Origin of the sequence: Actinomyces urogenitalis DSM 15434 (assembly GCF_000159035.1) — a bacterium.
Classification (GTDB): domain Bacteria; phylum Actinomycetota; class Actinomycetes; order Actinomycetales; family Actinomycetaceae; genus Actinomyces; species Actinomyces urogenitalis.
Genome location: NZ_DS999575.1, coordinates 466,108 through 481,259, shown reverse-complemented (window position 1 = coordinate 481,259; position 15,152 = coordinate 466,108). Strand labels below are relative to the sequence as shown.

Here is a 15,152-nt window from a genome sequence, read left to right as displayed (position 1 = left end):
ACGCCCGGCGGCGCCGGAGCGAGCACCGCCGAAGAGCACGGTCGGGTCGAATCCGAAGGGGAAGCCTGCGTCCTGAGGCAGCTCGTCATCATCATCAGGAGGGCTGCTCCGCCTGGCGGCAGGCTCAGAAGCGCCGTCCTCCTGCCCGTGGTGGGGCGTGCGGGTGGCGTCGGGCTGGAAGAACCCGCCACGCACACGATCCTCGCGGCTGGAGGCAGGGTCCTCCTGGTCGCCGGGCTTGTCAGTGGGCTCGTCGTCGGGCCTGGTACTCACGTTCACTCCGTGTCGTGGTTGGCGCTGCGCGAATGCGCACGGGCTCCGGCCTCGGGTGCCGGACCCGCCCATCGTCCCACAGGTCACGCCAGCCCCACAAAGGCGCCCTCCCGGCACCCGGCGCCGTTGACGACGCCGCTGCCCCCGGCACACGCCCTCGCTGCGAGTGCCGATAGGCTCAGAGCATGTCTGACGCGTCCTCTTCCGCCACCCCCTCCCCTCTGCCCGCCGCGCAGGCCGCCCTGGCCCGCGTCGTCGCTGAGGTCGAGGAGCACATGTCCCACCGCGGATGGGACGCCCCGGTGGCCGTCTTCGCCCTCGTGCGCACGGCCGCCGCCCTGGAGGCGGACCCGGACCTGGCTGCGGTCCTGGATGAGGAAGCAGTGGCTGAGGCCAGGCAGGACCAGCACGCGCTGACCGTCATCGAGCAGGAGCAGCTGCCCGAGGCCACGGACCTGGAGGACCTGCTGGCCCAGCTCGCCTGGCCCGAGACCGTGGACGGGGTGGCCCTGAGCGTGGAGCGAGTGAGCCTGCCTCCCTCGGCGGAGGAGGAGGCTGTCTCCATCGCCGACCCACAGGAGCGGCTCGCTTTCCTGCAGTCCCACCCCGCACGTGACGACGTGCGGATCGTGGTCGGGGTGCTGCGCAGCGGGGAGGCGTGGTGCGCGGTACGCACCCGCTCCCACGACCGCACTGACGCCGTGGTCCAGGGCGAGGCGATGGTGCCCGGTCTCATTGAGGCCCTGGGCGCCACCTTCGCCTGAGCGGCTCTCAGTCCTGGTTCGCCTCCCCGAGGCCACCGGGGTTGTTCTCGTCAGCCTGGTCCGCGCCATCGGCATATCCCAGGGTCCCGTCCAGCAGGGAGGCGAGGTCCGCGTCGATCTGGGTGTCCAGGTCCGCGGCGGCGCGACGCATCGTGAGGAGGTCCTCGGGGCTGGCGAGCTCGGCCGCCGTCGGCATGACATCGGGGTGCTGCCAGAAGGCGTCCCGCTCACCGTCGCCGACTTCCTGGCCCAGCAGGGTCCACAGCCGCGCGGCCTCCCGCACGCGCCTGGGCCTGAATTCCAGGCCGATGAGCCGGGCAAAGACCTGCTCGGCGGCCCCGCCGGCCAGGCGACGACGACGCAGCATCTCCTGCAGCGCGACCGCATGAGGCAGGTGAGGAGCCGTCGCCCGGGCGGTGACGACCTCGACCCAGCCCTCAACCAGCGCGAGCAGGGTCTCCAGCTTCTCCAGAGCGTCCTTCTGCCCCTGGGTCTCCTGCGGGGCGAACATGCCAGACTCCAGGGCCTGGCGGATCGCCTCCGGGTCGGAGGGGTCAACCTGGGCGACGGCGGACTCCACGGCAGCGGTGTCAATGCGGATCTCGCGGGCGTAGGACTCCAGGGCGCCCAGGACCTGGCCGCGCAGCCACGGCACGTGCGCGTACAGGCGCGCCGTCGCGGCCTCACGCACGGCCAGGAACATGCCTACCTCCTCCTCGCTGGCCTCCAGGCCCTCGGTGAAGGCTGCCACCCCGGCCGGGACCAGGGCAGTGCCCGGCTGACGGCTCAGCGGCAGGCCGACGTCGGTGGCCGAGACGGTCTCAGCCGCAAGCTCACCAATAGCCCGCCCCAGCTGCAGCCCGAAGGCCGTCCCCGCCATCGAGCGCATGACCCCGGACAGCGCACCGATCTGGCGAGCGGTGTCCCCGGAGATCTCCTCATCATCGGCGGCCTGACGCAGCTGGCTCATCTGGTGCTCCAGCGCCGTGGCCAGGGCACCGGTGGCCGCCTGGGCAACCGGCGCGCACACCTCCTGCCAGGTGGGGAGCGTGCGCTCGACCCACTCGCTGCGTGACCAGGCCTCCCGAGCACCGGGAGCGGGCATGAAGTCCGTTACCGTGTCCAGCCACAGGTCGGCCACGCTCAGGGCCTGGCGGCTCTGTTCGGCCACGGCCGCAGTGATGGTGGGGTCACCTGGCACACGGGCGGTCTGGAGGGCGAGGTCCTTGCCCATGGTCCAGTTGACGGCCTCACCGGAGGAGGCGGTGGCCAGCAGCTGCTGCATCTGGGCCTGCATCGCCATCATCTGCCCGGGGCTCATCTCAGACAGGTCCGGCAACGCCCCCATCCGGGCCAGGTCTGCCGGGTCCACGCCGGAGGCCCGCAGCGCTCCGACGGCGTCGCCGGCGACCTGCGGTCCGAACAGCGAGGACAGCATCTGCTCGATCTCGTGGAAAGGGTCCTCATGGGCGGAGCTGGACATGGCTTCCTCTCGGTTGGTGCCCGAACGCGTCGGGTACGTGCCGCAACGCCTGTATGCTCCCACGCCTTCCTGGACGCCAACCGGATATGAGCCGAGTACGCCCATGGCGCTCACCGGCCCGCGCCCTGGCGTCGCGCAGATCACGCAGCGTGTTCCCAGGGTCCTGCCCCATGATGATCGCCGTGACCAGCCACTTCACCTCCTCCGACGGCGCGTGGCCCGCGCCCAGCCCTCGCCGGCACCGGCGTCGTCCTCGCCTGCGTGGGTGGGTCATCGCCCTCGTCCTCGCCGTCGTCCTGGCGGTGGCCGGGGCCACCATCCCGGTCAACGCCGTCATTGAGAGCCCCGGACCGACCTGGAACGTCCTGGGCTCGGCCGACGCCGCCGGCTCCGAGACCGAGTCAGGCCAGTCCGCCTCCATCATCTCCGTTGAAGGCACAACAACCTACCCGGCCGCCGGTGCGCTGCGGATGACGACGGTCGCGGTCCGTGGCTGCCCGGGTTACCCCGTCACCACCTTCGACCTCATCGCAGCCTGGCTGAGCCCGGAGCAGGCTGTGGTCGACCGGGAGAGCGTGTGCCCCTCGTCGATGAGCGCCGAGCAGGTTGAGCAGGCCAACCAGGCCCAGATGACCAGCTCAGAGCAGGCCGCGGTGGTTGCCGCGCTCCTGGAGAGTGGTCAGGCGACCCGCACGATCCTGACCATCCAGTCCATCGCCGAGGAGCAGAAGACGGCTGATGTCCGCTCGGGGGACGTCCTGGTCTCTCTCACTCCTGCTGGCGCCCAGACCACCACCATCAACTCCTTCAGCCAGCTACGCGAGCGCATGAGCACCATCGCCCCGGGTACCTCAGTCACCCTCGGTCTCCAGCGCGACGGCGAGGCCACCCAGACCACGCTGACCACCATCGCCCCCAGTGACGAGGATGGCGACGGCGAGCCGGACTCCTCAGGCTCGTTGCTCGGGCTCATGCTCCAGGTCAGTGCTGACTCGCCGGTCACCGCCTCCTTCGGCCTGCAGGACGTGGGCGGCCCCAGCGCCGGGATGATGTTCGCCCTGGGGATCATCGACTCCATCACTCCCGGCGACCTCACTGGAGGCAAGGACATCGCCGGGACGGGCACGATCTCGGTGGATGGCAGCGTCGGCCCCATCGGCGGGATCGCCCAGAAGATGGTGGGTGCCAAGGAATCCGGATCCGCCTTCTTCCTGGCGCCGGCTGACAACTGCTCCGACGTTGTTGGCCACGAGCCGGAGGGGATCCAGGTCTACGCGGTCGCTACCTTGCACGAGGCGGTCCAGGCCGTCCAGGCCATCGCCTCGGGGGACACGAGCTCGCTGAGCAACTGCCAGGCCTTCCTGACCCGTTAGGCCGGCGCGCGGCTGCTCACCGCGCGCCTACCCGCTACGCCCAGCAGCCGGCACTGCGACCGCAGCTGTGGATAACCTGAGCCGGCAGACGCCTGACCGGCGGTTATCCACAACCCTTCTCCTTCCTCTGGCCACAACGGCACCGGGGTGCGAGGCTCAGCTCACGCCTGAAGACGCCGAGTCCTTCTCCCGGATACGGCCACTTTCAGCGGTGGGCGAGGCAGGAAGGTTGTCATGCTGCGTGTACGAGGTCAGTCTCCGGTGCTGTGGCGTGGTCCGGGGCAGTGCCAGATCGGCGTCGATCCCGCCCAGGCACTCGTCCTTGACGATCTGACCGACTGCGAGCAGCATCTGCTCTTCCGCCTCCAGGACGGAGCCAGCGCTGAGGACATCTACCGGGCCTCACGCGCCACCCACACGCCCTTGGCCCGCGCCCACGCGCTGGTTCGCCTCCTGCGCAGCGAGGGAGTCCTCCTACCGGACAAGGACCGTCCGCATGACTGCGACGAGTCCTACTGGGAGCACCTGGTGCGTTCGCCTACCGAGCGTGTCCGCCAGCTACGTGAGTGCACCGTCGCGCTCCTGGGCGCTGGCCCGCTCACCGCGGAGCTGGCGGGCCTGCTCGCCGAGAGCGGGGTCGGCGCGATTCTCACCGAGGACGCCGGTCTGGCAGCAAGCCTGGAGTCCTCCTTCCCCCTGCTACGCAGCTTCACCGACAAGCCCTCCGGCCCCGACCTTGCTGTCCTCATCGACCCCTACGTCATCGATCCGATCCGCGAGCGCGCCCTCACCCAGGCCGGAGTACCGCACCTGAGCCTGACCGTCAGCGAGCTGACGGTCAGCATTGGTCCGCTCTTTGACGACTCGTCACCCGTGTGCCGAACCTGCTTGGAGCTGTGGGAGTGCGAGGCGGACCCGTGCTGGCCGGCGCTCGCCACCCAGGCACGTCTGCTGCCTGCCCCACCCTTAGAGAGGTTGCTGATTCACCACGCTGCCGCCGTCGCCACGCGCGCGGTGCTGGAGTGCCTGGTGGACAACCCCGGCGCCTGGCGGGGCCTGAGCGTGGATATCAGCGCGCTCAAGCCCTTGGGGGTGGTCCGCCAGTGGCAGCCTCACCCGCAGTGCCTGTGCTCGCTCACGCGCCAGGCTGTCCAGCAGGAGCCAGACAGCCTCTCAACAGCCGCCCCTGCAGCAGTCCAGGGTGCTCAGGACGAGTGATGCTCGCGCACCACCCGCAGGAGGGCGTCCCCGTACTCGGCCAGCTTGACCGGCCCGACCCCGTGGACGGCGGACAGCTGCGGCAGGGTCGAGGGCTTGAGGATGGCGATGAGTCGCAGGGTCGAGTCTGCGAAGACGGAGTAGGCCGGCACGGACTTGCTGCTGGCCACCTCCCCACGCCAGCGGCGCAGCTCCTCGAACAGGGCCACGGTCGAGGCGTCATTCTCCGCCTCGAACTCGGCAGCTGCCTGACGCCTGGAGGACCTGGGCGAGGAGAGCTTGGCGGCACGGGGCGGCGTGGGCTCCGCCGTCGGCCAGATCCCGGTCAGGAAGCGTGAGGGCTTGCGGCTGGCACGTGAGCCGGTGGCGCGCGCCCGGGCGTAGCTGAGGACCAGGTGCTCGCGCGCACGCGTGACAGCCACGTAGAGCAAGCGCCGTTCCTCCTCGATCCCTTCCGGCCCCTCGGCCAGGCTGATCGGCAGCAGTCCGTCCGTGACCCCGACGATGATGACGGCGTCCCACTCCAGTCCCTTGGCCGCGTGGATCGTGGACAGCGTCACGCCCTCAACGGCAGGGGCGTTCTGGGCCTGAGCCCGTTCCTCCAGCTCACGGACCAGTCCGCCCAGGTCCGCCCCGCGCGTGGAAGCAAGATCGTCCGCCAGCTCAACCAAGGCGTTGAGGCTGTCCCACCTCTCGCGCATAGCACCGCGGGGTGAGGGAGGCTGAGGAGCCCAGCCGACCCGCGCAAGTACGGTGCGTGCGTCCTCACCCACGTCCCCGCTGAGCTGACCGCGCTCGGTCGTCGCCGCCGCGCGCAGGCGTCGCATGGCGGTACGCACCTCCTCGCGCTCGAAGAAGCGTGCTCCTCCCCGCACCAGCCGCCCGATACCGGCCTCGGCCAGAGCCTGCTCAATGGCCGGGGCCTGGGCCGCGGTACGGTAGAGAACCGCGATCTCGCTGAGCGGGACCCCGGCCGTGTGCAGCCGGCGGACCTGAGCCACCACGCCCTCGGCCTCGCAGACGTCATCCTCGTAGTCGGTGAAACGCACGGCCGGACCGCTGGGACGCTGAGCCACCAGCTCAACCGCTCCGGCCGGCAGCGCCAGCCGGCCCGAGCGCCGTGGACGTGAGAGCACCCGGTTGGCCAGCGAGACCACCTGTGGGGTCGAGCGGTAGTCCCGCGTCAGCCGCACGGTGCGGGCACCGGGATACTCCGAGGCGAAGCCGGTGAGGTAACGGGGAGTGGCCCCGGTGAAGGAGTAGATCGTCTGGGACACGTCCCCCACCACGCACAGCTGGCTGCGCCGCTCCCCCAGCCACAGCTGGAGCAGACGGTGCTGGAGGGGCGAGACGTCCTGGTACTCGTCCACCACGAAGTGCTTGTACTGGCCACGTATCTGCGCCGCCACGTCCTCCCGGCTGCGCAGCACCGCCACCATGAGCAGCAGGACGTCCTCGAAGTCGATGACCTCGCTCTCAGTCTTGACCTCCTCGTAGGCTTCATACAGTCGCGCCACCGTGTCCAGGTCCAGCCCGCCGGGCGCGGTGCGGCCGGCCTCCACAGCTCGCTGGGCGTAGGTCTGCGGACGCGTCATCGTCACCTTGGCCCACTCGACCTCGGCAGCCAGGTCTCGCACGAAAGCGCGGTCGCTGGGAAGCCCCAGGCGCCGGGCCGCCGTCATGACCAGACCGGCCTTCGTCTCCTGGACGCGGGGCCTGCGCCCGCCGATCACCGTGGGATAGAAGTAGTCCAGCTGACGCAGCGCCGCGGAGTGGAAGGTGCGTGCCTGGACTAGGGGCACCCCCAGGTCCGCCAGCCGCGAGCGCATCTCCCCGGCCGCCCGCTGGGTGAAGGTGACGGCCAGGACCTGGCTGGGCTGGTAGGCGCCGACTCCCGCACCGTAGGCGATGCGGTAGGTGATGGCCCGGGTCTTTCCGGTGCCGGCTCCTGCCAGCACGCACATCGGCCCTTCCAGGTGCTCAGCGACCTCACGCTGGTCCGGGTCCAAGGCGTCAAGAAGCTCCTCGGGGCTGCGAGGTCGCGGCGTCGAGAGACGTGGAGCGCTGGCTGGCTGGTTCATCGGTGACAGCCTGCCACGATCCACCGACATCAATCACAGCCCGCTCCCGCACGCCCGCCCCGTCCCCGCCTGGGGACAGCGGTCACTGCACCGCGTCGTACCAACGGTCGATGAGCATGCGCGCGATCGACGTCCTCCCGGGCAGGACGAGCGTGCCTTTTCTCACGGCCTGGTCGAGCTCGTCCCGGCTGAGCACCCGCACGTCAGTGACTTCCTCGCCGTCGGGCCTGGCCGTAACCTGGCCGGGCTCCAGCCAGGCGCGGTAGCCGAGCATGAGGGAGCGTGGGAAGGGCCAGGGCTGGGTGGCCACGTGCTCGACCCGCGCCACCCGTAGCCCGGTCTCCTCAGCCACCTCGCGCACCACCGCCGCCTCCGCGCTCTCACCGGCCTCAACGAAGCCGGCCACCGTGGAGTAGCGGCCGGGCTGCCACGCGGCGCCGTGGACCAGGACGATCCGGTCACGCTCATCGGTGACGGCCATGATGACGGCGGGGTCCGTCCGCGGGAAGGACAGCGCACCGCAGCCCGGACACTGACGTGCCCAGCCGGCCTGGACGATCTGCGTGCACTGCCCGCAGGCCGCGCAGTACGGGGCGCTGGCGTGCCAGGTGGCCAGGGCGACGGCCGGGGTCACCAGCCCGACGTCGTGCGCCGTCATCGCGGCCCCCACCGCACGCAGCGCCGAGGCCGGGTAACGCTGTGTCAGCGCGGCCAGGTCAGGCCGCGAGCGCGCGGCCCCCTCGGCGTCGCCGGGCTGAGCGGCCTCGTTCTCAGGCGGGACGACGGCGGCCACCCAGCTCACGCCGTCAGCCTGCCCGAGGTAGAAGGTCACCAGGCCCGCCAGGTCGAGGTCCGTGGCTGACAACGGTGCCAGGCTCGGTGCGCCCTGGGCGGAGGTGAATCCGGGTGAGCCGGCCTGTGCCGGGGTCAGGCCGTCGGCAGGCAGGTCAGGGTGGGCGGCCGGCGCATCGAGGTGAACGCGGCCGCGGGCGTCAACGAGGACCAGGCGGGTAGCGGGGTCAGCGGCCAGGCGCTCCAGCAGGCCCGGCTCGCTGCGCCGGGCGGCGTCACGGTCGGTGCAGCTGCGCGCCAGGGACAGCTCAGGGGCCGGGGTCTGGGGGCAGGTTCCTGAATCCGGCGGCGGGAGTGTCTGCATGCCTGAAGCCTAGGCGCGACAGTTCGCGTCAGTGGCCCCGCCTACCCTGGTGCCATGTCCGCTCACACCGCGCCTCCCCCGGCCTCACGGCCCTCCCCTGCCCTAGGGCAGGCGGCTACAACGCCGCGTGGAGATGGGCGCGTCTACCTCGATTACGCCGCCTCAGCCCCCGTCCGCCCTCAGGTCGCCGAGCAGGTCGCGCAGGATCTGGGCTCAGGCCTGGGCGGGTGGGCAAGCCCGTCGGCGCAGCACGCCTCAGGTCGACGCGCCAGCGCCCTGCTGTCGCAGGCTCGTGCACGAGTCGCCCAGGCCCTGGGCGCGGGCCCCCACGAGGTCTTGTTCACCTCAGGCGGCTCGGAGGCGGACTCCCTGGCTGTCATCGGCCGGGTCATGGCAGCCCGCGCCGCTGGCGTGGAGCGTCCGCAGGTCGTGATCAGCGGCGTCGAGCACCCGGCTGTGGCGGACTCCGCCCGGGTGGCGCAGTCCCTGGGCGCCGAGCTCACGGTGCTGGGTGTGGACGCGGCTGGGCGGGTGGACCCGGCCCGGGCCGCCTCGGCGCTCGATCCCGGACGCACGGCCCTGGTCAGCGTCATGACGGCGAATAACGAGACCGGCGTGGTCCAGGACGTGGCCGGGATCGTCTCCGCCGTGCGGCAGGCGAGCCCCGGGGCGCGTCGTGGCGGCCCTGAATGGGTCCCGGTCCACACGGATGCCGTGGCCGCCGTCGCTCACCTGCCCGTTGACTTTAATGCCTGGGACCTGGACGCGCTATCCCTGTCCGGGCACAAGCTCGGGGCACCAGTCGGCGTCGGCGTGCTCGTCCTGCGCCGTGAGGTCGCCCTGACCCCGGCTGCAGGCGGCGGCCGCCAGGAGCGTGGGATCCGCTCAGGAACCCAGGACGTCGTCGGTGCCCGTGCCCTGGCGCTGGCCCTGGAGCTGGCTGTGGCCGAGCGTGAGAGGGAGGCCGCGCGCCTAGAGAAGCTGCGCGCCCACCTGCTGGCTGGCGCAACAGCGCTGCCCGGCGTGCGTGCGACGCTGCCGGTGCAGGCCCCTCACCTGCCCGGCACAGCGCATCTGACTTGCCAGGGGGCTGACTCCGAGGCCCTGCTCATGGACCTGGACCTGGCCGGCATCGACGCCTCGGCCGGCTCAGCCTGCCACGCCGGGGTCACCCAGCCTTCCGCCGTCATGCTCGCCATGGGCCATGACGAGGCGACGGCGCGCTCCACCCTGCGCGCCACGATGGGTCGAGCCACCACGGCCCAGGACGTGGACCGGCTGCTGGCGGCGCTGCCTCACGCTCTGGAGGTGGCGCGTCGGGCAAGTGCCCTACGCCGAGGCAGCGCAGGCTGAACCCGCACGAGCCGTGTCCAGGGCATCGAGGTCAACCCGCTCAAGGCCGGTTGCCATCAGGTCTGAAAGGTCACGGCCCCACCCCTCGCCAGTGGCCAGGCACGGAGGCTAGGCTCCCGTGAGCCCGGGAACGACGCCCCGGCTACCGGCCTGTCTGTCGCTTCGCCGCGCCAGGCCACCGACGTCAGGAGGAACCATGCGCGTGCTCGCTGCGCTGTCAGGCGGAGTTGACTCCGCCGTCGCCGCTGCACGCGCGGTGGAGGCCGGGCACGAGGTGGTGGGAGTCCATATGGCGCTCACCCGTCACCGTGCCCAGACCCGCTCGGGCTCACGCGGGTGCTGCTCGATCGAGGACTCCGCGGACGCACGCTGGGCCGCCGAGATCCTCGGCATCCCCTTCTACGTGTGGGACCTGTCTGAGGAGTTCGAGGACAGGGTCGTGGCGGACTTCCTGTCCGAGTACCGCGCAGGACGCACACCCAACCCCTGCGTGCGCTGCAACGAGCGGGTCAAGTTTGACGCCCTGCTGGAGCGCGGCCTGGCGATGGGCTTCGACGCCGTGGCCACCGGCCACTACGCCCGGCTCACCGGGGGCGCGAGCTCGGGACGCCCCGGAGACACCCACGACCTGTGCCTGTCCCGCGCGGCTGACGCTGCCAAGGACCAGTCCTACGTGCTGGCTGTCTCCGGACGTGAGGGCCTGTCCCGAGCGCTCTTTCCCCTGGGTGATGCCCCCTCGAAGGCTGCCGTGCGCGCGGAGGCCGCCGAGCGCGGGCTGCCGGTAGCGGACAAGCCGGACTCCTATGACATCTGCTTTGTGGCCGACGGCGACACCCGTGGCTTCCTCCAGCGCTCGCTCGGCACCCAGGAGGGCACGCTGGTCAGCCCGGACGGTGAGGTCCTGGGCACGCACGAGGGCTACTTCGGCTTCACCGTCGGCCAGCGCAAGGGACTGGGCCTGACCCGCCCAGCACCCGATGGCCAGCCGCGTTACGTCATCGCCACGCGTCCGGCCACCAACGAGGTCGTCGTAGGCCCGCGCGAGCTGCTCTCCCGACACGAGATCGAGGCTGACGCCCTGGTCCTGCTGGCGGACCCGACCGCGCTGGGACCGGCCACGCTGCGCACCCAGAGCCCTGGCGGCCAGGGAGGTCCGGAGAGTCCGGGTGAGGCAGCCCCCGGCGTGACCGAAGCCGGCATGGGCTGGGCCGGCGTCGCCGTGCAGGTGCGCGCCCACGGCCGGCCGGTGTCGGCTGACGTCACTGTTGACCCGTCGTCGACCACCTTGCACGCCCGGCTGCACGAGCCGCTGCGGGGCCTCGCGGCTGGGCAGAGCGTCGTCGTCTATGGCGGTGCAGACGGCGAGCAGGTCCTGGCCCAGGCAACCGTCGCCTGAGCCAGGACGCCTCACCGGCTCAGCGCAGGCTCGTGTGCTTCTCAATCGCTGGCACCGCCCGCCAGGCAAGCACTGCTGCCAGGACCAGCGGCACCGGGAGGAAGCCCAGCCCCAGGACCGAGGGATCCTCACCCGTGCCCCACGTCGCCACCATGGAGGGCAACGACCCCTCCCACACGATCTGATGGCTCGGCAGGTCCAAGCCGACTGGCACGACGATGATGGCCGCCACCGTGAGCACCTGGCCGATGAGGTAGACCGCGAGAACGCCGATCACCGGCGCACCAAGCCCCATGCGGTTCCACCTGGCCTTGGCACCAATGGACATGACCGCCTCGATGATGACGATCCAGGCCAGCATCTGCAGGATGAGGAAGGCCACGAAGCCCCAGAAGAACCCAACCCCGATACCGTCGATGACCTCACGCAGCGGAGCGAAGACGCTACTGACCTCCGCCCCGCGAGCCCAGGCACTGACCAGGACCGCTGCCGTCACGCCGAGGGTAGCGAAGACCACTGAGACCAGGCTCGCTGCCAGGCTGAAGAGCACCTTGGCGCCGAAGACCTCGCGTCCCCGAGCCGGAACAGCCATCGTGAGATAACCACGCTGGCCGTACATTGACTGCCAGTAGTCGATCAGCTCGCTGACCACAATGATCGGAATTGCGATCAGGAACGCGCCCATGCTGGCGCCGAAGGTCAACGTGGTCAGGGAATCGGCCCCCATGTGTGCCGGCACCGCCCCGATTGCTGAGGCTCCCAGGCCTGCGACCGTTAAGATCGCGAAGACCTGGCCATAGGTCCGCCCCTTGAGGATCACCTCCTCCTTGAGCAGCGTGGCAAGCATCAGCGGTACTCCTTCCTAAACAGGGCGTCCAGGCCCATGCCGTGCTTCTCGCGCAGGTCGTCGGCGTCGCCAGCCAGCAGCAGCCGGCCGGCATCGAGGAAGACGGCCGAGTCCACGATGGATTCGACGTCGGCGATGAGGTGGGTGGAGATGAGCAGGAGGGCCTCGGGATCGAAGTCGGCCAGGATGCCGTCGAGAATGACCTCGCGGGTGGCAGGGTCCACCCCGGAAATCGGCTCGTCCAGGAGATAGACCTCGGCACGGCGGGACATGGTCAGCGCGATCCGCAGCTTCTCCCCCATGCCCTTGCTCATCTCCTTGAGCGTGCGGTCCTGAGGCAGCTTGAAGTGACGGACCAGCTCACGTGCCTTGTCCTGATCGAAGTCGGCGAAGAGCCGAGAAAACTGGTCAGTGGCTGCTGACGCGGTCAAGGACTCAGACAGGAAGGCGGCGTCGGGGAGGAAGGCGACGCGAGCCTTGGACGCCGGACCGGGCGCGTAGCCGGCCACGCTCACCTCGCCGTCGTAGTCGGACAGCACACCGGCCAGGATCTTGAGCAGGGTGGTCTTGCCTGAGCCGTTGGAGCCCATGAGGCCGGTGACGCGGCCTGCCGGCAGGGTCAGGCTGAGGTCGTCAAGCGCCGCCATCGTCCCGAATCGCTTGGTCAGGTGACGCACGACGACGGCGCTGCGGCCGCTTGATCCGGGAACCAGCGGGATGGCGCCGCTGGGCTGGGAGTCGGCGGGGGTCATGTGTTCTCTCCTTCGGCATGAAGATCGGACCAGCGCACCGCGAGCAGGCGGGTAACCTCCTCCAGGCTCATACCGAGCCCGGTCAAGGAGGTGAGGTAGGCGTCGGTGGCCTCGGTGGCCAGCTCGGCACGGACTGCGTCCAGGACAGCACCGTCAGCGGTGACGAAGCGTCCGGCGGTGCGCTCGGCTGCGGTCAGCCCCGTGCGGTCAAGCGCGGCAAGCGCACGCTGGACCGTGTTGGGGTTCACGCCGGCGCTTGAGGCCAGCTCGCGCACACTGGGGATCTTGCTTCCCGGCGCCCACTGGCCCGAGACGATCCGCAGGCGGAACTCGGCGACGAGCTGGACCCAGATCGGGCGCGAGTCGTCAATCTGCATCAGGCTCCCCACCTCCCATCTGTATTGGTGCATTAATACAGTGACACAATCGGGTGTGCTCGTCAACCCCTCCCGTGGACAGACAGACCTCCGGCCCGGTGGTAGTCCGCGACGCCATGGTGTCGCGGACTACCGCCGGGCCGGAGACGAAAGAGAACCAGCGCGATCAGCCTGGGCCAGCCTCAGCACGCAGCTCAGGCGGACCCAGGTCGCGGCGAAGGCGTCAGACCCGCTCGATCTCGATGAGCAGCGCCTGGTCAGGGTTGAGTGCCGGAGCCACCAGGCCGACGCTGCCCGCGACGGCACCGGTGACCACCACACCCTCGCCGTCGTTGAACCACGGCGGGGCCACCAGGCCGCTCGGCGCCTGCCCCAGCACACGCGGACGCACGCGGTAGCGTGACCGGCTCTCCAGACCCGGTAGGCGGAGCACCCCCTGGTGCGCCAGCGGGCTGCGCTCCAGACAGGCCACCTCAAAGACACCCTCCGAGCCGTCCTGCGCGACCACGCCGTGCAGCCACATGGTCGCATCCCCGATCTCGTCGCGGTAGACCTTCCCGGTCAGCAGGGTGTGGCGGTGCTTCTTGTAATAGTCGACCCACAGCGCCAGGGCGTCAAGCTCGTCCTGGGTCACGCTCGTCAGGTCCCACTCAGCCCCCATGTGTCCCCACAAGGCGGTGCAGGCGCGGAAGCTGACGTCGTGCTGGCGGCCGGTGGTGTGCGAGCGGTGGGAGGCCACGTGGGTCCCCAGGCGCTCGGGGGCGATGAGCTGCTGGGTCCAGCGCACGATCGACTGGCGCTCGTGCGGGTCGATGTCATCGGAGACCCAGAAGCGCTGGGTGTGGCGCACCATCTCCAGGTCGATCCGCGCCCCGCCGGAGGAGCAGGACTCGATCTCCAGACCGGGGTGGTCAGCACGCAGGCGGTCCATGAGGGCCAGCGCCGCCCGGGTCTGCGCCGAGACACTGGCGCGCCCACCACGGGTGCGGTCCCCGCCGTCGAAGACGTCACGGTTGTGGTCCCACTTGATGTAGGAGATCGGATACTCGGTCAGCAGGGCGTCCATCTGCGAGTGCACGTGCTCCCAGGCCTCGGGGATCGCCAGGTTGAGCACGTACTGGTGGCGCCAGCTCAGCGGCAGCTCCTCGCCCGCCGCCATGATCCACTCCGGGTGAGCCCGGGCGACGTCGGAGTCGAGGTTGACCATCTCCGGCTCGAACCAGAGCCCGAACTGCATCCCGAGCCCGGTCACGTGGTCCACCAGCGGACCCAGCCCGTCCGGCCACACCTCGTCGGAGACCACCCAGTCGCCCAGGCCAGAGGTGTCGTCACGGCGCGAGCCGAACCAGCCGTCGTCGAGCACGTAACGCTCGATGCCCACCTTTGCGGCCAGGTCCGCCAGGCGCAGGAGGGTGGGCAGGGAGTGGTCAAAGTAGACGGCCTCCCACACGTTGAGCGTCACCGGCCGCTCGGGCGACGGCGAGGTGTCCAGGCTGCGCTGCCAGGTGTGCAGGCGCTGGGCTGCCTCATCCAGGCCGGTGCCGTGGACGAAGTGCAGCCACGGGCCGGTGTAGGACTCGCCGGGTGCCAGGCTGACCTCGCCGGGCATGAGCAGCTCACCGCCACCGAGGACCTGGTAGCCCTCAGGCAGGCGGTCCAAGTAGGTGCGGTGGTTGGCGGGGCAGGCCACGTGCAGCCCGCGCAGCTCGCCCCCACGGAAGTCGAAGCCCTCCTGGCCGCACACCAGGACGCCGGTGGCGTCAAAGCCTGTGCGGCCGTGCCTGCCCTCGCGCAGGTAGGTGCCGAAGGTCGCACGGTGGCGCTGGGGGCTGCGCTCACGCCCCCACCGCCCGGTCAGGTCCAGGACGTCATCGTGCTCCAGGGGCACCGGCAGCGCCAGGCTCAGCTCCTCCAGCGCGTACTCCCCCTCACCCTCGTTGGTGAGCGTGGCCCGCGCCTGGACGACGCCGCCAGCAGCCACATCGAGCTCCACGCTCAGGTCCAGCCCCGCACCGGCGTCCGCCATCTCGACGACGAGGCTGGCGCCCTCCAGGGACCGGACAGTCCCTTCCACGACCT

General features: G+C 70.6%; 13 protein-coding genes. 5 read left to right on the top strand and 8 right to left on the bottom strand.

The genetic code is table 11. The features are described 5' to 3' along the window. A partial coding sequence (locus tag HMPREF0058_RS12795) for a hypothetical protein (RefSeq protein WP_211205894.1) occupies positions 1–273 on the bottom strand: 273 nt, incomplete at its 3' end. 185 nt (positions 274–458) lie between these two features. On the opposite strand from HMPREF0058_RS12795, the gene HMPREF0058_RS07910 reads away from it, so the two are divergent. Further along, positions 459–1,037: a PPA1309 family protein gene (locus HMPREF0058_RS07910; protein WP_006549247.1), complete on the top strand. Its 579-nt coding sequence runs from the start codon at positions 459–461 to the stop codon at positions 1,035–1,037. Between the two features lie 7 nt (positions 1,038–1,044). Here HMPREF0058_RS07910 and HMPREF0058_RS07905 read toward each other — a convergent pair whose 3' ends face one another. Next, on the bottom strand, positions 1,045–2,520 hold the full coding sequence (locus tag HMPREF0058_RS07905) for a zinc-dependent metalloprotease (RefSeq protein ID WP_006549246.1): 1,476 nt from the start codon (positions 2,518–2,520) through the stop codon (positions 1,045–1,047). Between the two features lie 173 nt (positions 2,521–2,693). Here HMPREF0058_RS07905 and HMPREF0058_RS07900 point away from each other — a divergent pair, with 173 nt between their 5' ends. Both HMPREF0058_RS07900 and HMPREF0058_RS07895 read left to right on the top strand, forming a co-directional pair. Then, positions 2,694–3,893 carry a YlbL family protein gene (locus tag HMPREF0058_RS07900; protein WP_412186118.1) on the top strand — a complete coding sequence of 400 codons (1,200 nt, stop codon included), beginning with the start codon at positions 2,694–2,696 and terminating at the stop codon, positions 3,891–3,893. A 234-nt stretch (positions 3,894–4,127) separates the two neighbouring features. Next, positions 4,128–5,111: a hypothetical protein gene (locus tag HMPREF0058_RS07895; protein WP_050765676.1), complete on the top strand. Its 984-nt coding sequence runs from the start codon at positions 4,128–4,130 to the stop codon at positions 5,109–5,111. Here HMPREF0058_RS07895 and HMPREF0058_RS07890 read toward each other — a convergent pair. After that, positions 5,099–7,192 (bottom strand): ATP-dependent helicase, encoded by a 2,094-nt coding sequence (locus tag HMPREF0058_RS07890; RefSeq protein ID WP_040319763.1) that lies wholly within the window; start codon positions 7,190–7,192, stop codon positions 5,099–5,101. The genes HMPREF0058_RS07895 and HMPREF0058_RS07890 overlap by 13 nt on opposite strands. Positions 7,193–7,274: 82 nt before the next feature. After that, positions 7,275–8,348: an NAD(+) diphosphatase gene (gene nudC, locus HMPREF0058_RS07885; RefSeq protein WP_006549242.1), complete on the bottom strand. Its 1,074-nt coding sequence runs from the start codon at positions 8,346–8,348 to the stop codon at positions 7,275–7,277. A gap of 54 nt (positions 8,349–8,402) precedes the next feature. Here nudC and HMPREF0058_RS07880 point away from each other — a divergent pair, with 54 nt between their 5' ends. Next, on the top strand, positions 8,403–9,701 hold the full coding sequence (locus tag HMPREF0058_RS07880; protein WP_006549241.1) for a cysteine desulfurase family protein: 1,299 nt from the start codon (positions 8,403–8,405) through the stop codon (positions 9,699–9,701). 196 nt (positions 9,702–9,897) lie between these two features. Further along, positions 9,898–11,097: a tRNA 2-thiouridine(34) synthase MnmA gene (mnmA, locus tag HMPREF0058_RS07875; protein WP_006549240.1), complete on the top strand. Its 1,200-nt coding sequence runs from the start codon at positions 9,898–9,900 to the stop codon at positions 11,095–11,097. Between the two features lie 19 nt (positions 11,098–11,116). On the opposite strand, the gene HMPREF0058_RS07870 is transcribed toward mnmA, so the two are convergent. The 4 genes from HMPREF0058_RS07870 to HMPREF0058_RS07855 all read right to left on the bottom strand — a co-directional run. Beyond that, the gene (locus HMPREF0058_RS07870) at positions 11,117–11,944 is read right to left on the bottom strand and encodes a hypothetical protein (RefSeq protein ID WP_006549239.1); all 828 of its coding nucleotides are present in this window, start codon (positions 11,942–11,944) and stop codon (positions 11,117–11,119) included. Further along, on the bottom strand, positions 11,944–12,696 hold the full coding sequence (locus HMPREF0058_RS07865) for an ABC transporter ATP-binding protein (RefSeq protein WP_006549238.1): 753 nt from the start codon (positions 12,694–12,696) through the stop codon (positions 11,944–11,946). The genes HMPREF0058_RS07870 and HMPREF0058_RS07865 overlap by 1 nt, the downstream gene beginning before the upstream one ends. Further along, positions 12,693–13,073: a GntR family transcriptional regulator gene (locus tag HMPREF0058_RS07860; RefSeq protein WP_034236088.1), complete on the bottom strand. Its 381-nt coding sequence runs from the start codon at positions 13,071–13,073 to the stop codon at positions 12,693–12,695. Before HMPREF0058_RS07860 ends, HMPREF0058_RS07865 begins: the two co-directional genes overlap by 4 nt. Before the next feature lie 223 nt (positions 13,074–13,296). Next, positions 13,297–15,152: alpha-galactosidase (locus tag HMPREF0058_RS07855; protein ID WP_006549236.1), on the bottom strand; the 1,856-nt coding region annotated here is incomplete at its 5' end.

Bases quoted from the DNA above. Each gene is read 5' to 3' on its own strand.
- HMPREF0058_RS07910 (WP_006549247.1), top strand. From the start codon at position 459: ATGTCTGACGCGTCCTCTTCCGCCACCCCCTCCCCTCTGCCCGCCGCG.
- HMPREF0058_RS07905 (WP_006549246.1), bottom strand. From the start codon at position 2,520: ATGTCCAGCTCCGCCCATGAGGACCCTTTCCACGAGATCGAGCAGATG.
- HMPREF0058_RS07900 (WP_412186118.1), top strand. From the start codon at position 2,694: ATGATCGCCGTGACCAGCCACTTCACCTCCTCCGACGGCGCGTGGCCC.
- HMPREF0058_RS07895 (WP_050765676.1), top strand. From the start codon at position 4,128: ATGCTGCGTGTACGAGGTCAGTCTCCGGTGCTGTGGCGTGGTCCGGGG.
- HMPREF0058_RS07890 (WP_040319763.1), bottom strand. From the start codon at position 7,192: ATGAACCAGCCAGCCAGCGCTCCACGTCTCTCGACGCCGCGACCTCGC.
- nudC (WP_006549242.1), bottom strand. From the start codon at position 8,348: ATGCAGACACTCCCGCCGCCGGATTCAGGAACCTGCCCCCAGACCCCG.
- HMPREF0058_RS07880 (WP_006549241.1), top strand. From the start codon at position 8,403: ATGTCCGCTCACACCGCGCCTCCCCCGGCCTCACGGCCCTCCCCTGCC.
- mnmA (WP_006549240.1), top strand. From the start codon at position 9,898: ATGCGCGTGCTCGCTGCGCTGTCAGGCGGAGTTGACTCCGCCGTCGCC.
- HMPREF0058_RS07870 (WP_006549239.1), bottom strand. From the start codon at position 11,944: ATGCTTGCCACGCTGCTCAAGGAGGAGGTGATCCTCAAGGGGCGGACC.
- HMPREF0058_RS07865 (WP_006549238.1), bottom strand. From the start codon at position 12,696: ATGACCCCCGCCGACTCCCAGCCCAGCGGCGCCATCCCGCTGGTTCCC.
- HMPREF0058_RS07860 (WP_034236088.1), bottom strand. From the start codon at position 13,073: ATGCAGATTGACGACTCGCGCCCGATCTGGGTCCAGCTCGTCGCCGAG.